The following is a 19,590-nucleotide window of genomic DNA, read 5'->3' on the forward strand; positions in this document are numbered from 1 at the left end:
TCCCGCGCACCATGCGTCTTTCCGCCGCCCTGAGCCTCGGTCTGCTGCTGAGCGCCCTCCCCGCCCTCGCGGGCCCGGGCGCGTTCGTCTCCGAGTCCTCCGTCGACGCGGTGGAGCAGCCCGAGTCCTCCCGCGTCGTCTTCACCGTGGAGGCTGGGAAGACGTATCCGTTGCTCAAGAAGGGCGGCCCTGCCCGGGCGTGGTGCAAGCTGCGGGGCCCCTCCGCCGAGGGCTGGGTGCTGTGCGAAGGTGCCGAGGAGTCCGCGGCCCCTTCGGCGCCGAGCGCGGCCACGCTGGCGGCGGCGGACCGGGCGGATGCGTCCGAGCGCGCACGCAGTCGCGAGAAGCAGCTGGCGGAGCGTGAAGAGGAGAACCGCGCGCCTGTCGTCGTCACCGCCCCGAGCGCCGAGGCTCCCCGGTATGCCGCCGAGACGAAGCCCGCCGTGTCGTGGAAGCCGGCCACGGGCTGCGCCACGACGTGCTCGCGAGAGCCGCTGTTCGCCACGCCCCCTCCCCTGTCGGCGATGGACCGGGAGGTGTTGGGTTTATGCCCCGCGCGGCCGGACGTGAGCGTGAGCGCGGCGGACGTGCGGCGCTTCGTCGCCCGGCACTACGACGACTCGCGGCTCCAGACGGCGCTGTCCGCGGCGGGACGCCCTGGAAACCGGCAGGCGAACATCGACTGGCTGACGAGCCTGTGGGTGAGCACGGGGCCGCGCAACGCCTTCACGCACGTGTTCTGTGGGGACGACTGGCAGCGCGGTCCCATTGGCGGGCTGCACTTCCTGCCGCGCTACGCCCAGCTCGAGGCGGAGGGACGCATCTGCTACGGCGGCCCGGTGCGCGGAGGTTCCGCGAAGACGAAGGAGCAGTACCTCATCCGCTTCCAGGGCGTGGCCCCGTGGTCCTGTGGCGAGAAGCGCGTGGGCGGGTTCACCGACTCGCAGGACGCGGTGGGTCTGATGTCGATCGGGACGCGGGCCTTCGCGCGCTGCTGCGCTCGGGATGGGGCGAAGAAGGAAGGTGGCGTGTACGCCGCGAAGGACCTGGGCAACACGCGCTGGCAGATCTGGTGCGGCACGCGCAACGGCACCTACGGCATCGCGACGCTGCACCCCACGGACAACGCCGCCACCTGCGGCGAGTAGCCGCTTGGCAGCACCGAAGGCTTCGCCACACGGCCCTCCACCGACAACGTCGCCGCCTGCGGCGAGGAGCCGCTCCGTTCGCGGACCACCTCGAGAGGCACACGATGTGCCTCATGGCGCCACTCCGCCATCCCGCGGACCACGCCGCCTCCTGCGGTGAGTAGCCGCTCAGCTCGCGCACTGCCTCGACAGGCACGCGCCTCATGGGGCCACTCCAGCATCCGCACGCCCCATGGTCACCATGGCCCTTCTCAGGGACGCGGAAGCTCGCTCTTGGACGGACCAGGCGGCCACCGCCGCGAGGTCGATGACGTCCCCGACTGCACCGTCAGGGCGCGACGTACTCGCGAGGCCGGTAGCCCAGTCGGGTGACTTCGAGCTGCCCGTGCGCGAGCGGGTCCTGGAACACGCAGACCAGGTCCGGCCGGCCTTCACAGGCCGAGGGCACCATCCACTTGGTGATGCGCTGGATGAGCTCGTCGGTCATCGTCCTGTCCGCGAAGCGCTCGTAGCGGACATGGATGAAGCGCGACAGCGCCAGAGGAGCCATCCACGACGTCGTCGCCGCGGTGATGGGGAAGATGTCCACGCCGAAGCTGTCCACCTGGAGCCACGGCGTCGCGTTGTGTGGGAAGGGGCGCGTCGGGAGCACGCCGCTGTTCACGTACACATCGACGTCCTCGCGCGCGGGCCACCCTTCCAGCTTCGATGTGTCCCCTCGCCCCGACTCATCGAGTCCTGACTCGAGCGTCGTGAAGAAGCCCACGCGAAGCCGGTTCGGGTACTCCGCCGACGGGTAGTCGTAGGGGTAATCCAGCGGGTCCGTGGCGTCGATCGCCGCCTGCGCGGTGAAGACGCCGGGGGTCGCGAAGAGCACCTGCGCGATGGGGGCGTAGGCGGCCAGCTTCGCGCGGAGGACCGCCACTCCCGGCGCCTCTCCCGAGCAGTACCGGGGCCAGGCGCGCCGCAGGGAGTCGACCGTCTCGCCCAGGCTCAGGTTCACGAAGCGGACGCCATGTCGCTCGATGACGCCCCGCAGCCCCGTGGCCGCGCGCTGAGCCCTGCCCCTCAGTCGCTCCAGGGCGCCCGGCTCACCCGTGGGCTCGCAGAACTCCGAGCGCGACAGTTCATACAGGCCCGGATGGTCCATCACGACGATGGGCTGCCGGGGATTGGCCTCCACCAACAGGGAGAACACCGTGCTGCCGTGTCCCACGCTCTGTCGACCCTGCTCGGGATAGTGGGCCCGCAGCGGCTCCGCCAGCGCGCGCAACGCCTCGGCCGGGATGAAGTCCTCGGTGGCGAACGTGGTCAGTGCCTCGTGGAACCTGGGGGGAACCAGCCACCCTGGGTCCGCCGCGACGACGTCACCGCCCTCCAGCGCCCGGTAGTACCCGAGGAGTCGATTGCGATAGCGCAGCGCCCTCGCGGGCAACGTCGGGAAGTCGTCGACGATGAGCAATGCTTCGCCCGTGCTGTCCTTCATGGCGAAGTCGCGCGTCGGCGCGAACGGCACCGTCACGCGGGGACAGCCGCGGGTGTCCTCCCCCTGGTAGCACGTATCCGAGAGGATCTCCGTCCTCAGGGCCTCCAGTCGCGCGGCGCGCTCGGGAGACAGCCGGTACTCGGGCGCGGGCGGCTCCGCGTCGCCGTTGGAGCACGCCAAACCGAGACACAGCAGCAGCCACCCACCCGACCGACACAGACCGCGCGACAAGGACATGACGACACCCGCTCCCAGGGGACCCGGGCCCGCCCGGCCCGGGCCCTGGAGCGAGCCTACTTCGCGGCCCCCACCGTGATCACCGCTCCCGACGAGTACGCGGTGAACTCCGGCGCGTACATGGACTGCACGGTGGCGGGCCCCACGCGGAACGTCCCCGCCATGTTGGCGCGCAGCCGGTACTTGAAGGTGTATTCACCCGCGGGCAGCCACTCGAAGAAGAAGTTCGAGCCCGAGTCCCGCGTCTCCTCGTACCAGACGATGCCCAGGTCCCACCGGTGCCGCGACTGCGCGTTCTCCGGCTCCAGGCCCGCCGCGCGCGGATCCCTCAGGTGGACGTACTCCGCCGCGTGCCTGGTGCGCAGCGACAGCTGCACCTCCACCTCGTCACCCGGGGCAATCATCGCCCCTTCCTTCAGCGGCTGGAGCACCACCTGCTTGCCCTCGCGCTCGCGACGGAAGTAGCGCCGCGACACCTGGAAGAAGTCACCCCGGTCCTCGTCCGGCAGCTTCTCCGTGGAGAAGTGCCACGTGGCCGACGCGAAGGCGAAGCCCTGGGTCGTCTTCTCCACCACCACGCTGCTCATGGTCTCCGGCTGGAGCTCCGGCCCGAGCACCACGACCTGGTTCTTCTTCCCCGTGTACGCGTCCGGCGCGAACTCCATCCGCACCACGCGCGGGCCCACCGTCACCTTCGCGTCCTCGCGGATGCCCAGCGCACCCTCGGCCTCCAGGTACTTCACCAGCGCGTAGAGCGCCTCGGCCGTGGCCCGCGTGGACTTCCAGTGGTTGAGCTTCTTGTCGAGCAGCAGCCACTGCACCAGTCCCTCGCGTCGGGAGTCCTTGGGCCGCAGCTCCGTCAGCGTGCGCAGCGCGAAGGCGTGCGTCTCCGTGGTGTCGTTGTACCAGAGCCAGCTGCGGTCCTCGGGGGCCCAGTACGTGCCCAGCTCCTCGCTCGTCTTCGCCGAGTCCATCACGCTGTCCCAGACCTTCAGCGCGTCCGGGTTGCGCCCGGCGCGCTTGAGCGTCAGGGCCAGGTAGCCCTTCAGGTACGGCGAGTGCTTCTTCCAGTGCGTGAAGCTGAAGGCGAGCATCGCCTTGCGCTCGTCCTCGGTCAGCGCGTCGCCCGTGTAGCTCGCGTTCGGATAGTTGGACGCCACGTAGTTGAGGAAGGTGAGGAACTCCCAGCCCACCCCCTTCTTCATCAGCTTCTCGGAGTACTCCTCGCGGTAATGCCGGGCCACGTACTCCCAGGCACGGCTCGTCATGTCCGCCGGGACCTCCACGCCGTACTCCATGGCGCGCGACAGGCCGTGCAGGATGTAGAGCGTCATGTACGGCGACGGCGGGCCACCCGGCCACCAGGGGAAGCCGCCGCTGGACGTCTGCGCCTTGCGCAGCTTCGCCATCGCCGAGTCCCGCTCCGCCCGAGCCACCTTCGGGTCCAGCACCTTCACCAGGCCCGCGTTGCCCTCGCGGCCGCCCTTGGCCAGCTCGAGCCAGGGCGTCTCCTCCAGGGCCATCTTCCGGTTCGGGTCCACCGCGTCCCAGGTCTCGAACTGGGTCTCCCGCTGGCTCATCTCCTTCGCCATCTTCGCGACGGCCGGGTACTTGTCGTAGAGGCTGCCCAGGATGCCGGAGGACACGAAGCGGTTGAGCGTCTGCTCCGAGCACTCGTAGGGGTAGTCCACCAGGTAAGGCAGCGCCTGGAGCGCGGAGTAGAAGAGCTGCGTGTCCACCGTGACGACGAGCTGCTCGTTCACCCGCGTGGAATCTCCGCCCTTCTTCAAGTCGTCGAAGCGCATCGTCTTCGAGCCCGGGCCCTTGAGCGTCACGAAGCGCGACTGCGCCAGGTGCACGCGGCCGGGGAGCACGGGCAAGGGCCGCAGCTCTCCGTCGCTCAAATCCCCGGAGCGGGCCTCCACGAGGAAGGCCACCTGGCCCACGCGCGTCGGCGTGGTGAGCGGGAAGCGCAGGCTGGTCCCCCGCCCCGCCGCCACCGTGAAGGCCTGCGACGCGTTCTTCACGCCGAACTCCGACAGCAGGCTCTTGCGAGTATCCGGGTCGACGATGTCCAGCGTGAGCGTGCCCTGCTTCTGCTGCTCGGAGGCGTTGTTCACCACCACCTCCAGCACCGCGCGGTCTCCCTCGCGCAGGAAGCGCGGCACGTACGGCCGCACCATCAGCTCCTTGATGCTGCGCGTGGTGCGCTGGGCCGAGCCCCCCTTCAAGTCCCTCGTGAGGCCGTGGACCCAGACATTCCAGGCCGTCACCGAGTCGGGCACCGTGAACTCCAACGACGCGGACCCGTCGTTGCCCGTGATGAGGTGCGGCACCCAGAACGCCGTCTCCGCGAAGTTGGAGCGCAGCCCGCTGGACGGCGCCTCGGCCTGACCGCCGCCCGGGTTGGGCTTCTCGGCCTTCGCCTTCTGCTCCATCGGCGGCGCCGGAGGCGGCGGAGGAGGAGGAGCCCCCGGAGCATCCTGCTCGCGCATCACCCTCGACTCGTTCCGGACCATCTCCGGAGCCGCCGCGGACGGACTGGCGACACCCCCGAAGCTCATTCGCGAGGACCGGTGCCGACGCCCGGGTCCTCCCACGCCGTAGCCGTCATCGAACCGCAGCCGGTCCGACGAAGGCTGCGTCCACGAGGAGAACTCTCCGTAACCCTGTGACACCAGCCACTGGGCGTGCGACATGGACAGCGAGGTCCCCAGCTCCACCGCCGTCGCGCGGTTGGGATAGAGGCTGGAGGCGCTCGGCGGCGAGTGCGGCGCGAACAGGTCCAGCGACTGGTCGTACATATACGCGAGCAGCTCCGCGGCGCCCGCCTCCACCTTCGCGCCCTTCGGGCCCTTCACCGTCACGCGCCAGGTCTCCTTCGCGCCGGGGCGGATCTTGTCGCGGAACGTGGAGAACTCCAGCTGCAGCTCCTTGTTGTCCCACGGGACGAAGACGTGCTCGGTGAAGCGCACGAACTGCCAGTCACGCACGGCCACGAGCACCGCGGTGAAGCCGCCGCGCATCGCCTCCGTCACCGGAATCTCCACCACCGACGCGCCCTCGCCCGCCACCAGCGCCTTGCGCAGGATGCGCGTGTCTCCCTGGTACAGGTCCAGCACCAGCGGCTGTCCTTCGAAGCCGGACGTGGCCAGCAGCCGCGCCTTCTCGCCCACGCGCACCGAGGACCGCTCCACCACCAGCGCCGCGGCGAGCTCGGCCGGCGACTTCGTTCCGGCCACCAGCAGCTCGCGCGCCACGGTGAAGGTCTGCCCGAAGGCGTCCTTCGTCTCGTAGTGCAGCCGATAGGCGCCCGCCTCGAGCGCGGGCAGCGTCACCTTGGCCACGCCGTCCTGACCGTGCTGGACACTGCCCTTGGCGCGCTCCGCGCCATCCGCCCAACGGGCCAGCACCGACTCGGGCTTGTAGTCCTGCGCCCAGCGCGGCTGGAGCGCGTCCCCCGGCGTGGGCGAAGGCGCGGCGGCGGGGTCTTCCTTCAGGTTCGGCGGCGTGGGAATCGGCTCGTCCGCCGGCAGCAGCGGCTGCGCGGGCTGCTTGAGCGCCACGAGGCGCCAGCGTCCCTCACCGGGCTGCGGCGCGCCGTCCAGCGTGGAGCGGACCAGCCGCACCTCCGACCTCGCGCCCTGGGACAGGAAGCCCGTGTCCGTCTCCACGCGGCCCTCCACCGCGACGAAGCCCAGGCGGAACGCCCGCTCCGCCGAGCGCGTCTCGCCGCCCTCGTCGGTGGCATCCGCCTCCACGCGGTAGCGCCACGTCAGCCCGGGCGTGCTCGCGGAGCGCTCGTCCGCCTCCGGCGTGAACGTGATGTCGAAGCCGCCGTCCTCCTTCACCGACGACGAGCCCGCGGCGACCAGCTGCCGCTGCTGCGAGATGAAGCGCGTGTCGTACCACCACCACCAGGGCAGCACCGGCTCGCGGTACGCGCGCCAGCGCACCGTGCCGGACGCCACGGGCAGCCCGAAGTAGTAGCGCGCCTCGCCCTTGAAGGTCGCCGGCCGGTTGAGCCGCATCGGCGAGTCCGGGTCCTTCAGCGTCACCTCGAAGGTCGGCCGCTTGTACTCCTCCACGCGCACCGCCGCGCTGCCACCCGACTCGACCTGGACCTGCCACGCGCCCAGCAGCCGGCCCGTGGGAATGGTGAACTCGCCCGCCGCCGAGCCGAAGTCGTTCGTGCGGACCTCCTTCGACGCGACCTCCTGGTAGTTCGGGTCCATCAGCCGCACCTTCACCGAGGTGTGCGGCATCGTCTCGTAGCGCGACTGGCTCGTCTGTCCGCTGTACGCCACCACCTTCCACTGCAGCTTCTGCAGCGGCCGGTAGACGCTGCGGTCCGTGAAGACGAGCGACGACACGACCTGCTGCGGCTCCGAGAAGGGATAGAAGTTCACCCCGTTGAGCAGCATCAGCGCGGACCTCCCCTCGCCCAGCACCACGATGTAGCTCTGGTAGTTCTGGCCCTTGGGCGCGTCGAACGACACCTCGCCCTGGGCATTGCTCTTCGCCCGGGCCACGGTGCGCGGGCCCTGGCGGTAGTCCATCTGGACCAGACGCACGGCCACGTCCGGCGCGGCGACGCCCGTGTCGCCCTTCACGATGCGCGCGTCCACGCCCCGGCCGCGGATGTTGCGGGTGATGGCCACCCACGGCGTCACCGACAGGAACGACGCCTGGATGCGGTTGCCCTTCTCACGGAAGTCCTCCCGCGCGGACGCGACGATGACGTACGTGCCCACGTCCTTCAGCGGCGGCGTGACGAAGGTGCGGTGCGGCTGGAAGTCGGGCGTGGCGGGCAGCTGCGTGGTCCACGTGGCCACGGGCTTCGTGCTCCGGACGAGGCGCAGGAGCGCGTCCCCGTACGGCAGCAGGTTGTAGTCGTCGATCTTCTTCAGCCGCGCCTCGACATCCAGCGGGTACGCCCGGAAGTGGAGCGCCGGCACGTTGCGGTGCGTGACCTCCACCGAGCGACGGTTCGCGCCGTCCGACTGCATGGAGACGACACGGAAGTCCGGCGCCTCCAGCGACTCCACCAGCGTCCGGCACCGCGAGGCGCCCAGCGACTTGGGGAACGCCGCCATGCCCGCCTTGCCGAGCGCGTGCGCCCGCACCGCGTGGCCCGCCGCGTTCTCCTGCTCCGCCAGGAGCCCCTGCCCCATGGACCACCAGGGCACGTCCTTGAACCCCGCCAGGTGCGCGGTCAGGTGCTCGCGGATGCGCGCGCGGTCCTCCGCGTCGGTGATGTGCTGATGCAGGACCTCGTAGCGACGCAGCCGCGCCTCCAGCGCCGCCTCGCGCCGTCCGCCCGCGCGGTGCCAGGACTCCAGATCCCCCAGCACCGCGGCCACCTTCACCAGCGGGTGGATGTTCGGGTCCGTCAGGTCCACCACCGGCGTGCCCTCCAGCAGCGAGCGCAGGTCCAGCTTGAAGACCTCGTTGGCCTGCTCGGGCAACCAGTGCGTGCTGTCGGCGAGCAGCTCCACGCGCAGGTACGTGACGGCGTCGCGCAGCGTGGGCCGGATGCCTTCCGGGTACGTGTTCAGCTGCAGGTACTCGGACAGCGCCTTCACCGGCTCCTGGCCCAGCGCCTGCCGCTGCTTCCAGAGGTCCTCGTACGCGCGCTGCGCCTCGGTGATGAGCTGCGAGTACGTCCACGCCTTCAGGTCCACCGGCCCCGAGGACGCCACCTGCTCGCGCTGACGGACCTCCCAGCTGTAGACGCGCGCGTACGTGACGAGCGAGTTGGCGTAGTAGAGGTTCAGCGCGGCGCGAGACAGCTGCCCCTTGGGCCAGGGCTCCTCGCGCAGGAAGCGCACCGCCGTCTCGTACCCGTGCAGCGCCCTGCGCAGGCGCACCGTGCGGAGCAGCGCGCGCGTCCACTCGGCCTCGTCCTGACCTTCACGCGCCTTGACGAGCCGGGCCTCCGCGCCCTTCGCGGCGGCCTCGTACTGCTGATTCGACTCCAGCGCGTCGATGTCCTTCCACGAGGGAGGCGCCTTCGCCGCCGCGGCGCCGAGCGCGGGCGGGGCGAAGAGCAGCAGGGACACGAACAACAGCGAGACAGTGGATGCCCAGGTGCGGAGGGTGTGGTGCATGGTCGGCACTCTAGACACAGGAGGCCGCCCCACCGTTCCACAATGCGGATCAACTCGCGGGGGGCGCCCCCTCCGACGGCGCCTTGCGGCGCAGCCCCACCAGGTAGACCTCCATGCTGGCGCCGCGCGTCGCCTCGGGGCGCACCACCTTCACCTCCTCGAAGAGGGCGCGCACCTGGTCGCGGAAGTCCTCGAAGTCGCCCCCCATGAACACCTTCGCCACGAAGGACGAGCCGGGCCGGCCCCGCTTCTGGGCCAGCTCCAGCGCCTTGCCCGCCAGCCGCAGGCTGCGCGCCTCGTCCGTGGCCTTGATGCCGCTCGTCTTGGGCGCCATGTCGGAGATGACCGCGTCGAACAGGCCGTCATGCAGCGCGGTGAGCTTCGCGTCGAAGTCGTCCGCGAGCACGTCCAGCACCGCCGTGCGCACGTGCCGCTGGGTGAAGGGACGGATGGCGACGATGTCCACGCCAATCACCTGCCCCGTGCCTCCCACCGCGTCCGCGAGGATCTGGAGGAACCCTCCAGGCGCGGCCCCCAGGTCCAGCACCACATGGCCCTTCTTCACCATGGGGAAGCGTTTGATGAGCTCGTCGACCTTGAAGGCGGACCTCGCTCGGAGGCCCTCCTGCTTGGCTTTCTGGAAATAGTGGTCTTTAGGACGGTAGGGCTTGCCCATGTCAGGGGGGCTCCCTACCATCCGCTACTGTCTTCGGGAAGCCGGGGCAGGCGTGGGTGTCGAGGCCCGCGCAATGGCGATTCCGGAGGACGAGGCGATGGGCACCCGGAGCTTGACGCTGGCGCTGTGCTTCACCCTGCTCTCCTCGGGCGGGGCGGTCTACTGCTACACCCGGGCGGATGCGCTCCAGGTGCAGGGGCAGTGGCTGATGGAGCGCGGCACCGCCCAGGCCCAGGAGTACGCCCAGCGGCTGGACGACAAGGCCGCCGCCGCCCAGCTCAAGACGTTCTCCGAGCGCCGCGGGGTGATGGAGAAGGCGCACCTGTGGGAGCGCGGGATGATGCTGGCCGTGCTGGCCGCCGCCCTGTCCCTGGTGGGTGCCTACGTGCTGTTCCTCCTCAAGCGCCTGGATGACCAGCTCCTGGATGCCCTCGGGGAGCTGCGCCCCTCCGCGCCGCCCTCGCCCGCTCCCTCGGAGCGCACGCCGGCGCTCGTGTCCAGCCTCCAACGGTAGGCCTCCCGGCCGTCACGCCACGCTGGCAGAATGTCCCCCCTGCTCTTTCGCGGAGGTGGTCATGGCCGGCTGTGCGCACTGTGGACACACGCTCGACATCATCGCCAACCAGGTCGGTCGCAGCGACACGTGTCCGAAGTGTGACGAGGACGTGCGCTCGTGCCGCAACTGCCGGCACTACGACGCGAGCTTCGCCAAGGAGTGCAAGGAGCCCTTCGCGGAGGTGCCCTCCGACAAGGACGGCGCCAACTTCTGCGAGCTGTTCCAGATTGGCGAGGGCGGCCTGCACGCGAAGGCGAGCCGCGACGCGCTCATGAGCGCCGCCGAGGCCCTGTTCCGCAAGCGATGAAACGCCCCACGGCGGGCCCGTGATAGACGCTCGGGCATGAACCGAAAGCTCATCGGACTGCTCGCGCTGCTCGTGCTCCCCGGCTGCGTCACCGTCGCCGCCACCACCGCCGCCGTGCCCAAGGAGCGGGCCACGGAGTGCGTGAAGATCTGCACCGACCTGGACATGGAGTTGGGCGCGTTGGTCATCATCCGCAACTCCGCGGGGTGCGTGTGCTCCCCCAAGGGCAAGCCGGCGACCCCCGAGGACATGGGCGCGGCGGCGGCGGGAGCGGTGCTCGACGACGAGCAGCAGAGCGGCACCTACGCCTCGCAGCAGGGCGGCGTCCGCTGAAGGAGCACGCCCGGGCGGACCGGACACCACCGTCCGCCCGAGCCGTGCTCACGGCCTCCTAGAAGCCGTAGAGCTTGGAGATGATCTCCTTCATCACCTCGGAGGTGCCGCCGCCGATGGTGATGAGGCGCACGTCGCGCCACATGCGGGCGACGGGCGTCTCCTCCACGTAGCCCATGCCGCCGTAGAACTGCTGGGCGTCGTAGGCCACGCGCTGGGCCAGGTCGCCCGCGAACAGCTTCGCCATGGAGATCTCCTTCACCGGGTTCTCCTTCCGGTCGAAGAGGTCCACCGCGTGGTACGTCAGCCGCCTGGCCGCCTCGATGGCCGTCAGGTGCTCCACGAACTTGTGGCGCCACACCTGGAACTTCATCAGCGGCCGGCCGAACGCCTCGCGCTCGTTGCCGTACTGGATGGCGTCCTCCATCATCCGCTCCATGCCGGCCACCGCGGTGATGGCGCCCACCAGGCGCTCGCCCTGGAAGTTCGTCATGATGTGGTAGAAGCCCTCGTTCTCCTCCCCCAGCACGTAGCGCGCGGGGATGCGGCAGTCCTCGAAGTACAGGACGGCCGTGTCCGAGGACAGGTTGCCCACCTTGTCGAGCTTCTTGGAGACGCCGAAGCCCTTCACGTCCGTGGGGAACGTCACCAGGGAGATGCCGCCGTAGCCGGCCTCACCCGTGCGCACCGCCAGCGTGATGAAGTCCGCGCGCGTGCCGTTGGTGATCCACATCTTCGAGCCGTTGATGACGTAGTCGTCGCCGTCCCTGCGCGCCGTCGTCTTGAGGCTCGCCACGTCCGAGCCGCAGCCCGGCTCGCTCACGCCCAGCGCGGCGATCTTCTCGCCCTTGAGCGCCGGCTCCAGGAACTCCTTCTTCTGCTCGTCGGTGCCGATCTCGTTGATGATGGGCGTGGCCATCTGGCTCTGCACCAGGAGCGCCATGTTCACGCCCGCGTTCTTGCTGTAGCTGAGCTCCTCGCAGAACGCCGTGACGTACCAGTAGTCCAGTCCACTGCCGCCGAAGCGTGGATCATGGTTGATGCCGAGGAAGCCCAGCTCCGCGCACTTCTTGAACAGCTCGCGCGGGAAGATGCCGGCCCGGTCCCACTCCAGCCCGTACGGCGCCATCTCCTTGTCGACGAAGGCTCGCACCGTCCTGCGAAACGCCTCGTGCTCCTCGGTGAACGGGTTCGGCATGCACGCTCCTCCCTGGAGAAATCCGGGGGGTACCTCGGGGGATTGATTCGCGAATCAATACGCAGCCCCGTCCGGTGGGCAACACCCGTGACGCAACCGGCAAGGTGACGCAGTGAGCCAACCCGCTCGCCCTCCGGGGCAGGTCCCGCAGAAAGTCCTGCTTGCCCGGTAAGCGGGCGTTAGGTAGGCGCGTCAGGAGATAGTCCGCATCACGGAGTATCCCCTTGACAGACAGTTCAGTCTCTGTAGTTTCTGGGGCGCAGACTTTCCATGGCATCAAGCCGGAGCAGCGACCTGGAGGAGTCCAGGTCACGCGAGCCGGCAGGAGCAGGACGATCGTGATTCGACGCATGTGGATGGCCGCGGTGCTGGCGGCGGTGATTTCGACGGGCTGCGGCAAGGGTGGAGCCCAGCCGACCCTGCCCCAGCAGACGGGCCCGGCGGCGATGGGCGTGAAGGCGATTGCGCCCGCCACGGAGCTGGAGGCCAGCGTGACGCGCGTCACCGGTCAGGTCCGCTCCAAGCAGGAGGCGACGCTCAGCCCGCAGGCCAGCGGCACCATCGCGAAGATGCTGGTGAAGGTGGGCGACAAGGTGAAGAAGGGCCAGGCGCTGGCGGTGCTGGACACGTCCAACATCCTCATCGGCGTGGAGCAGGCGCGCGCGGTGAAGGCGGCGGCGGAGGCCGGGCTGCAGCTGGCGACGAACAACCTGGAGCGCACCCGCAAGGTGGCCGAGGGTGGCGGCATCGCGGCGGCCGGCCTGGACCAGGCGGAGATCGGCCAGAAGCAGGCGGCGGCCCAGGCGGCCCAGGCCACGGCGGCGCTGCGCATGGCGGAGGAGAACCTGCGCGACATGACCATCGTCGCCCCGTTCGATGGTGTCATCACGGCCCGGCTCAAGAACCTGGGTGACTCGGTGGCCATGACGCCGCCCACCGCGGTGTTCACCCTGGTGGACACCACGGGCCTGGAGGTCCGCGCGCTCGTGCCTGAGTCCGTCGTGGACAAGGTCAAGCCCGGCGTGAAGACGCACGGCACGGTGAGCCCCAGCGGCATGCGCTTCGAGGTGCAGGTGGCCACGGTGGGCGCGGTGGTGGACGCCACCAACCGCACCGTGGAGGTGCTGGCGGACGTGGTGGGTGAGACGACCAACCCCCTGCGCCCCGGCGCGCTGGTGGACCTGGACTTCTCCAACGTCGCGGAGCAGGCGGACGACAAGGGCCTGTTCCTGCCGACGCAGGCCGTCTCCGCGCGAGGCCAGGACGGCTTCGTGTGGGTGGTGCAGGACGGCACCGTGCGCAAGCGCGACGTGCGCGTGGAGCGCGTGCTCCCCGGCTACGTGCGCGTCCTCCAGGGACTCAGCGCGGACGAGCGCGTGCTCGCCGACTCCTCCCTGGACGTGAAGGAGGGCACGGCCGTCCGCGTGGTGCAGTGACGCCCTGCCCTTCCCCTTCGAGACTTATAGGGAGCTGCTGAATGAGCCCACTCAAGACCTTCATTTCACGACCCATCTTCACCGCCATGTTGATGATGGCGGTGGTCGTGTTCGGCATCAACGCGTACCCGCGCATCGGCGTGGACCAGTTCCCGGACGTCGACTTCCCCGTCGTCACGGTGACGACGGTGCTGCCCGGCGCGGACCCGGAGACCATCGAGAAGAACGTCAGTGATCCGCTGGAAGAGGCGCTCAACACGCTCAACGGCGTGGAGCAGCTTCGCTCCATCAACATGGAGAGCGTGTCGCAGATCGTCGTGCGCTTCACGCTGGACACGGCGGTCGACGTGGCGGCGCAGGACGTGCGTGATCGCGTCCAGGCGACGCTGAGCAAGCTGCCGAACGAAATCGAGACGCCCGTCGTCGAGAAGTTCGACATCGGCGCGGCGCCCATCGTCACCCTGTCGCTGTCCGGCGCGCTGCCCATCCAGGAGCTGACGCGGACGGCCGAGGACATCGTCAAGCCGGCGCTGCAGCGTCAGCCGGGCGTGGGCAGCATCGACGTGACGGGTGGCCGGGAGCGTGAAATCCAGCTCGTGGTGGACCCGGACCGCCTGCGCGGCTTCGGCATGGCCATCAGCGACGTGAGCCAGGCGGTCAAGGCGCAGAGCCTGGACATGCCGGGTGGTCGCACCATGGACTCGGGCCGCGAGCGCGTGCTGCGCCTGACGTCCGAGGCCAAGAGCGTGGACGACATCCGCAACATCATCCTTACCAACACCAACGGCGCGCCGGTGCGCGTGCGTGACGTGGCGGACGTGGTGGACGGCCCGGAGGAGGCGCGCGGCGCGGCGAAGAACGGCGACCGCAGCGCCGTGGCGCTCATCGTGCGCAAGCAGTCCGGCTCCAACACGGTGCAGGTGGCCGAGCTCATCAAGGAGTCGCTGGCGGACATCAACAAGCAGCTGCCCGAGGGCATCCTCATCGAGACGGTGTCGGACAACTCGCGGTTCATCCGCTCGTCCATCGCGTCGGTGCAGTTCGACCTGGTGCTCGGCGGTGTGCTCGCCGTGCTCATCGTGCTGGTGTTCCTGCGCAACCTGAACTCGACCATCGTCGCCGCGATTGCCCTGCCGGTGTCCATCGTCGGCACGTTCGCCGTGATGGCCGCGCTGGGCTTCACGTTCAACATGATCACCATGCTGGCGCTGACGCTCTCCATCGGTCTGCTCATCGACGACGCCATCGTGGTCATCGAGAACATCGTGCGTCACATGGAGGAGGGTAAGTCCCCCATGCAGGCGGCCATGGACGGCGCCGGGCAGATCGCCGTCGCGGTGCTCGCGGTGACGCTGGCCATCGTGGCGGTGTTCATCCCCGTGGCCTTCATGGACGGCATGATGGGCAAGTTCTTCTACCAGTTCGGCGTCACGGTGGCGGTGGCCACGCTCATCTCCTACGCCGTGTCCATGACGCTCACGCCGATGATGTCGTCGCGCCTGCTTCGTCACCACGGCCAGCCGACGGGCATCTCCGCGAAGGTGGAGAAGGTGCTGGTGGGCATGGAGACCGGCTACCGCAACCTGCTGGCGGGCATCCTGCGTCGCCGGGCGCTGACGCTGGTCATCGCGGTGGGCGTGCTCTTCGCCACCTTCGCGATGGCGCGCTTCCTGAAGTTCACGTTCATCCCCGAGCAGGACAACGGCAACATCAAGATGACGGTGGAGCTGCCCATCGGCTCGACGCTGCAGGAGACGCAGGCGGAGCTGGACCGGCTCGACGCCGTCATCCGGCCGTTGCCGGGCATCGCCTCCACCTTCGCCACCGCCGGCGGCGGCGTTCAGGAGGAGGTGCACAAGGGTGAGCTGCTCATCAACCTGGTGAACGTGAAGCTGCGCGGCTACACGCAGGGCGAGCTCAAGACGTACCTGCGCCAGAACATCAAGGCGCCTCCTGGAGTCCACCTCGCGGTGCAGGACATCTCGCCGGTGGCCGGTGGCGGCTCGCGCACGCAGGCGGTGCAGTTCAACCTGCGCGGCGACAACTGGCAGCAGCTCATCGAGACCGCGGAGAAGGTGAAGGCGGCCATGGCCAAGAACCCGGGCCTGGTGGACGTCGACTCCACGTACCGCTCGGGCAAGCCGCAGTACGACGTGGAGGTGGACCGCGAGCGCGCCGCCGCCCTCGGCGTGCCGGCCGCGTCCCTGGGCGCCACGCTGCGTGCCTTCCTCGGCCGCGACAAGTTCATGGACTACCGCGAGGGGGGCGAGACGTACGAGGTGAAGCTGAGCCTGCCGCCCTCCACGCTGGCGTCCGCGGACTCGCTGGGCAAGCTCACGGTGCGCTCGCCGAGCGGCCAGCTGGTGGAGCTGCGCAACCTGGCGAAGATCACCCCCGCCGACGGTCCGGTGCAGATCGACCGCGAGGCGCAGAAGCGGCAGATCACCCTGCTGGCCAACCTGGCCAGCGGCTACCAGCTCTCCGAGGCCATCGCGTTCATGAACACGACGGCGCAGGAGCTGGCGCCCGCGGGCGTCATCCACGACTTCGAGGGCAACGCGAAGGAGCTCGGCAAGGCGGTGACGGCGTTCGTCTCCGCGCTGCTGCTCGGCATCATCCTCGTGTACATGATTCTCGCGGCCCAGTTCGAGAGCCTGGTCCACCCGTTCACCATCATGCTGTCCCTGCCCTTCGCCTTCATCGGCGCCATCGGCGCGCTGCTCATCACCGGGCAGGCCATGTCCATGTTCGCCCTCATCGGCGTCATCATGCTCATGGGTCTGGTGGTGAAGAACGGCATCCTCCTGGTGGACTTCACGCTGCAGCTTCGTGAGGAGGGCAAGTCGGCCACGGAGGCGCTGCTCGGCGCCGCCCCGGTGCGTCTGCGTCCCATCCTCATGACCACCATCGCGATGATCGCCGGCATGGTGCCGGTGGCCATCGCCCGCGGCGACGGCGCCGAGACGCGCGCGCCCATGGCCATCACCATCATCGGCGGTCTCATCACCTCCACGGTGCTGACGCTGGCCGTGGTGCCGGTGGTGTACTCGCTGCTGGATCAGCTCACGGAGAAGTTCAAGCGCAAGAAGGGCCCGGGCTCCGCTCCGGACCACGGCACGCCGCACGCCGTGGACCCGCACAGCGGCAAGCCCGCGGTGGCCGCCGCCGCGCGAGTGGAGACGGCCTGATGCGAGTGCCGGCCAACAGACCGGCCCTCCGCGTGCAGCCGACGGGCGCGGGCGAGGAGGAGCTGGAGTCCACCGAGGATTCGGGCGCGGCCTACGAGGCGCCCCCCGAGGAGGACACCTCCACTCCCGCGTCGCGGCGGCTGCACGACCTCATCATCCAGCTCGGGCGCTACCGCTCGTTGAGGGATCCGCTGCACGGAATCTGCGAGAGCAACCAGCTCACCCCCACGCAGATCCACGTGCTGATGTGGCTGGGCAACGACGGCCCCACGCACGTGGGCGTCCTGGCCCAGCGGGTCGGAATCACGAAGAAGACCATCACCGGCGTGGTGGACCGGCTGGAGGACATGAAGATGGTGGAGCGCACGAGGGACGCCGAGGACCGGCGCGCCGTCGTCGCGCAGCTCACCCCGGAGGGCGTCAAGCTCTTCACCCTCATCAGCCGCAGCGTGGACCAGGGGCTGCGGCGGATGCTGGACCTGCTTCCCCCCGATGACCAGGAGGCCCTCTTCGGCCTCCTGGAGCGGGTGCTGAAGCGGCTCGGGACCACGCCCGAGCAGGCCATCTAGGATGGACGAGCGCGCGTCGGTGGCGACCTCCGCCCGACGCGCGCTCCGTCTCCTGGCGTGCCTCCCCTGTCTCTTCTTCACCCCACAGGTTCGAGCCGAGCCCTCGCCGCTCGCGCGTGAGCTGGCGTCGAGGTGCCGCGCGTGGGCCTCGGATGCACGGGCTCCGTGGGCGCTCGCGCATGGCATGGCGCTGGACGGGCGTGAGTTCCGCGCGGCGGATGGACGGCTCGCCGCCGAGGTCGTGGTGGCGGACTTCCTGCGCCAGGCGCCCGCGCGAGAGCAGACCGCGGCGAGCCGGGCGGACGTCTACTTCGACTCGTTCACGTCCGACGGCACACCGGTGGAGCCGCACCCCGCGCTCCAGGTGAAGACGCTGCTCGCCTCCGGGTTGCCCTTGTCACAGCGCTTCAAGACGGACTGGGGCGAGGTGACGCTGCGGGAGCTGGTGGAGGACGTGAAGCGCGACTTCCGCATGGCGCAGGTGGAGTCCGGTGAGAGCGCGTGGATGTTGGAGGCGCTCTCGCTGAGCTCGCGGCCCGGGGATTCGTTCCGTGACTCGACGGGGCAGCGGGTGCGCGTGGATGAGGTGATGACCCGTGCGCTCACGGCGCTGGAGACGGCGAACGCGGAGCTGGCCGAGGGGATGAAGGCGAAGCGGCCCGAGGTGCCCAAGCGGGGCCAGGGCATCTACGCGCATCCGTGTGGCGGGCTGCACTACTTCCAGGCCGTGGCCGGCTGGGCGCGGCATGCCTCGGTGCGTGCGGCATGGAGACGACGGCTCGCGGCCCAGGTGGACGTGCTGCTGTATCGGCTGGATTCGGAGACGCGGCAGTACGAGACCGCGTGGGCCTCGGCGCCCGCGGAGCGCGAGCGCGTCCTCGCGCAGATGCTGAAGTTCCAGGGGCATCTGCTGGAAACCCTCGGGCGATTGCGGGAGGACACGGGCTGGCGCCCTACCCCCGCACAGCAGCAGACGGTGGAGCGGGCACGCCGGTACCTGGAGAACACGGTGCGCCGGATGGACCAGACGGGCCTGCTCGCCGCCCCCGCGTCGGTGGCCGGGCGCGACAAGCAGCTCGCGCTCGACCTGGTGGGCGACACCTGTCACGCCGCTCGAGGAGAGTCCTTCTGGAGCCCCCGAGAGCTCACACGCCCAGCCGCGCCATCTCCTCCTCGGTGAAGCCCGCCTCCGAGAGCACCTCGCGCGAGTGCTGTCCCAACCCGGGCGGCTCGCGCAGCGGCGTGGGCCCCATGCGCAGCGGCGTCAGCAGGTGCGTCACCTTGCCCAGCCTGGAGTCCTCCGCCTCGACGAAGAGCCCCCGGGCACGCAGCTGCGCGTCCTTCAGCACGTCGTCCCCTTCGGCCACCGGCTCCACGCACAGGTCCGAGCCGGCGAACCGCTCCGCCCAGTGCGCCAGCGGCTTCGAGGCGAACAGCTTCGTCAGCTCCGCCTTCACCCGCGCGCCCGCCTCCCCTGGCGCGTACGCGTCCTCCATCAGGTCCGGCCGCTCCAGCCGCTCGCACACGCCCGAGAAGAACTTGGGCTCCAGCGCGCCCACCGCCAGCCACCGGTCGTCCGCCGTGCGGTACAGGCCGTAGCACGCATACCCGCCGTTGAGCGCCTCGCGCCCGCGCTCCAGGGGCGCGCCCTGCTCACCCATGAAGAGCCGCGCCGCCAGGTGCATGTGCAGGAACGCCGTGGCCCCGTCCGTCATCGACACGTCCACGAACCGGCCCAGCCCCGTGCGCTCGCGCTCGTACAGCGCGGCCAGGATGCCCACCAGCGCGAAGAGGCTGCCGCCACCGATGTCCCCCATCTGCACGCCCGGGAACGCCGGCGCACCGCCCGCCTCGCCGCCGTACCCCAGCAGCCCCGCCCGGGCGATGTAGTTCAGGTCATGCCCCGCCTTGAGCCGGTCCGGCCCCGTCTGCCCGTACCCGGAGATGGAGCAGAAGACGAGCCGGGGGTTCTCCGCGCGCAGCACCGCCTCCCCCACGCCCAGCTTGTCCATGACGCCCGGACGGAAGCTCTCCACCAGCACGTCGTGCGTGCGCGCGAGCTTCTTGAGCGCCTCGCGCCCCTCGGGCGTCTTGAGGTTCAACGTCAACGAGCGCTTGTTCCGGTTGAGCCCGTAGAACAGCGCCCCCACGTCGTCACGCGACGGCGGCATCGCCCGGACGTAGTCACCGCCCTCCGGCTCCTCCACCTTCACCACCGTGGCACCCAGGTCCGCCAGCACCAGCGTGGCGTAGGGACCGGGCAACAGGCGCGACAGGTCCAACACGCGCAAACCCTTCAGCGGCAACGTCGACATGGGAGTCTCTCCAGGAGGTGCTCGGGGGCCC

The 19,590-nt window shown here is 69.9% G+C and carries 13 protein-coding genes; 8 read left to right on the top strand and 5 right to left on the bottom strand.

Annotation, left to right across the window (positions count from 1 at the left end; translation table 11 throughout):
• Nucleotides 1–11 precede the first annotated feature (11 nt).
• Complete coding sequence (locus VZQ01_RS01170) at nt 12–1,148, top strand: hypothetical protein (protein WP_426746696.1); 1,137 nt, start codon at nt 12–14, stop codon at nt 1,146–1,148.
• Nucleotides 1,149–1,476: 328 nt separating this feature from the next.
• On the opposite strand, the gene VZQ01_RS01175 is transcribed toward VZQ01_RS01170, so the two are convergent.
• The 3 genes from VZQ01_RS01175 to VZQ01_RS01185 are packed head-to-tail and all read right to left on the bottom strand — an operon-like array spanning nt 1,477 to nt 9,678.
• Entirely contained in the window at nt 1,477–2,871 is a 1,395-nt protein-coding gene (locus tag VZQ01_RS01175; protein WP_426746697.1) for a hypothetical protein, read from the bottom strand.
• A 56-nt stretch (nt 2,872–2,927) separates the two neighbouring features.
• Entirely contained in the window at nt 2,928–8,981 is a 6,054-nt protein-coding gene (locus tag VZQ01_RS01180; RefSeq protein WP_426746698.1) for an alpha-2-macroglobulin family protein, read from the bottom strand.
• Nucleotides 8,982–9,030: 49 nt separating this feature from the next.
• On the bottom strand, nt 9,031–9,678 hold the full coding sequence (locus VZQ01_RS01185) for an SAM-dependent methyltransferase (protein WP_074957450.1): 648 nt from the start codon (nt 9,676–9,678) through the stop codon (nt 9,031–9,033).
• Nucleotides 9,679–9,730: 52 nt separating this feature from the next.
• Here VZQ01_RS01185 and VZQ01_RS01190 point away from each other — a divergent pair, with 52 nt between their 5' ends.
• The 3 genes from VZQ01_RS01190 to VZQ01_RS01200 all read left to right on the top strand — a co-directional run bounded on the left by VZQ01_RS01190 (nt 9,731) and on the right by VZQ01_RS01200 (nt 10,853).
• A complete protein-coding gene (locus VZQ01_RS01190) occupies nt 9,731–10,171 on the top strand; it encodes a hypothetical protein (protein ID WP_223750062.1) in 441 nt (146 codons plus the stop codon).
• 61 nt (nt 10,172–10,232) lie between these two features.
• On the top strand, nt 10,233–10,520 hold the full coding sequence (locus VZQ01_RS01195; protein ID WP_046713217.1) for a hypothetical protein: 288 nt from the start codon (nt 10,233–10,235) through the stop codon (nt 10,518–10,520).
• Between the two features lie 36 nt (nt 10,521–10,556).
• Nucleotides 10,557–10,853, top strand: a complete 297-nt coding sequence (locus VZQ01_RS01200) for a hypothetical protein (RefSeq protein ID WP_223750063.1) — start codon at nt 10,557–10,559, stop codon at nt 10,851–10,853.
• A gap of 58 nt (nt 10,854–10,911) precedes the next feature.
• On the opposite strand, the gene VZQ01_RS01205 is transcribed toward VZQ01_RS01200, so the two are convergent.
• The gene (locus VZQ01_RS01205; RefSeq protein WP_141322803.1) at nt 10,912–12,051 is read right to left on the bottom strand and encodes an acyl-CoA dehydrogenase family protein; all 1,140 of its coding nucleotides are present in this window, start codon (nt 12,049–12,051) and stop codon (nt 10,912–10,914) included.
• Between the two features lie 350 nt (nt 12,052–12,401).
• On the opposite strand from VZQ01_RS01205, the gene VZQ01_RS01210 reads away from it, so the two are divergent.
• Genes VZQ01_RS01210 through VZQ01_RS01225 form a run of 4 tightly spaced genes read left to right on the top strand, consistent with a single transcriptional unit; the run spans nt 12,402 to nt 18,424 of the window.
• Complete coding sequence (locus tag VZQ01_RS01210) at nt 12,402–13,487, top strand: efflux RND transporter periplasmic adaptor subunit (RefSeq protein WP_255653572.1); 1,086 nt, start codon at nt 12,402–12,404, stop codon at nt 13,485–13,487.
• 41 nt (nt 13,488–13,528) lie between these two features.
• Nucleotides 13,529–16,675: an efflux RND transporter permease subunit gene (locus VZQ01_RS01215; RefSeq protein WP_223750065.1), complete on the top strand. Its 3,147-nt coding sequence runs from the start codon at nt 13,529–13,531 to the stop codon at nt 16,673–16,675.
• Nucleotides 16,675–17,244, top strand: coding sequence for a MarR family winged helix-turn-helix transcriptional regulator (locus VZQ01_RS01220; protein ID WP_141322801.1), 570 nt, complete (start codon nt 16,675–16,677; stop codon nt 17,242–17,244). Before VZQ01_RS01215 ends, VZQ01_RS01220 begins: the two co-directional genes overlap by 1 nt.
• A 1-nt stretch (nt 17,245) precedes the next feature.
• The gene (locus VZQ01_RS01225; RefSeq protein WP_426746699.1) at nt 17,246–18,424 is read left to right on the top strand and encodes a hypothetical protein; all 1,179 of its coding nucleotides are present in this window, start codon (nt 17,246–17,248) and stop codon (nt 18,422–18,424) included.
• Here the strand turns inward: VZQ01_RS01225 and VZQ01_RS01230 are convergent.
• Nucleotides 18,390–19,559, bottom strand: a complete 1,170-nt coding sequence (locus VZQ01_RS01230) for a CaiB/BaiF CoA transferase family protein (protein WP_426746700.1) — start codon at nt 19,557–19,559, stop codon at nt 18,390–18,392. The genes VZQ01_RS01225 and VZQ01_RS01230 overlap by 35 nt on opposite strands.
• Nucleotides 19,560–19,590: the final 31 nt, after the last annotated feature.

Origin of the sequence: Myxococcus faecalis (assembly GCF_050039385.1) — a bacterium.
GTDB lineage: Bacteria > Myxococcota > Myxococcia > Myxococcales > Myxococcaceae > Myxococcus > Myxococcus fulvus.

Coding starts and splice junctions, on each gene's coding strand:
- VZQ01_RS01210 (WP_255653572.1), top strand. CDS start 12,402: ATGTGGATGGCCGCGGTGCTGGCGGCGGTGATTTCGACGGGCTGCGGC.
- VZQ01_RS01200 (WP_223750063.1), top strand. CDS start 10,557: ATGAACCGAAAGCTCATCGGACTGCTCGCGCTGCTCGTGCTCCCCGGC.
- VZQ01_RS01175 (WP_426746697.1), bottom strand. CDS start 2,871: ATGTCCTTGTCGCGCGGTCTGTGTCGGTCGGGTGGGTGGCTGCTGCTG.
- VZQ01_RS01220 (WP_141322801.1), top strand. CDS start 16,675: ATGCGAGTGCCGGCCAACAGACCGGCCCTCCGCGTGCAGCCGACGGGC.
- VZQ01_RS01225 (WP_426746699.1), top strand. CDS start 17,246: ATGGACGAGCGCGCGTCGGTGGCGACCTCCGCCCGACGCGCGCTCCGT.
- VZQ01_RS01195 (WP_046713217.1), top strand. CDS start 10,233: ATGGCCGGCTGTGCGCACTGTGGACACACGCTCGACATCATCGCCAAC.
- VZQ01_RS01180 (WP_426746698.1), bottom strand. CDS start 8,981: ATGCACCACACCCTCCGCACCTGGGCATCCACTGTCTCGCTGTTGTTC.
- VZQ01_RS01185 (WP_074957450.1), bottom strand. CDS start 9,678: ATGGTAGGGAGCCCCCCTGACATGGGCAAGCCCTACCGTCCTAAAGAC.
- VZQ01_RS01230 (WP_426746700.1), bottom strand. CDS start 19,559: ATGTCGACGTTGCCGCTGAAGGGTTTGCGCGTGTTGGACCTGTCGCGC.
- VZQ01_RS01205 (WP_141322803.1), bottom strand. CDS start 12,051: ATGCCGAACCCGTTCACCGAGGAGCACGAGGCGTTTCGCAGGACGGTG.
- VZQ01_RS01215 (WP_223750065.1), top strand. CDS start 13,529: ATGAGCCCACTCAAGACCTTCATTTCACGACCCATCTTCACCGCCATG.
- VZQ01_RS01170 (WP_426746696.1), top strand. CDS start 12: ATGCGTCTTTCCGCCGCCCTGAGCCTCGGTCTGCTGCTGAGCGCCCTC.
- VZQ01_RS01190 (WP_223750062.1), top strand. CDS start 9,731: ATGGCGATTCCGGAGGACGAGGCGATGGGCACCCGGAGCTTGACGCTG.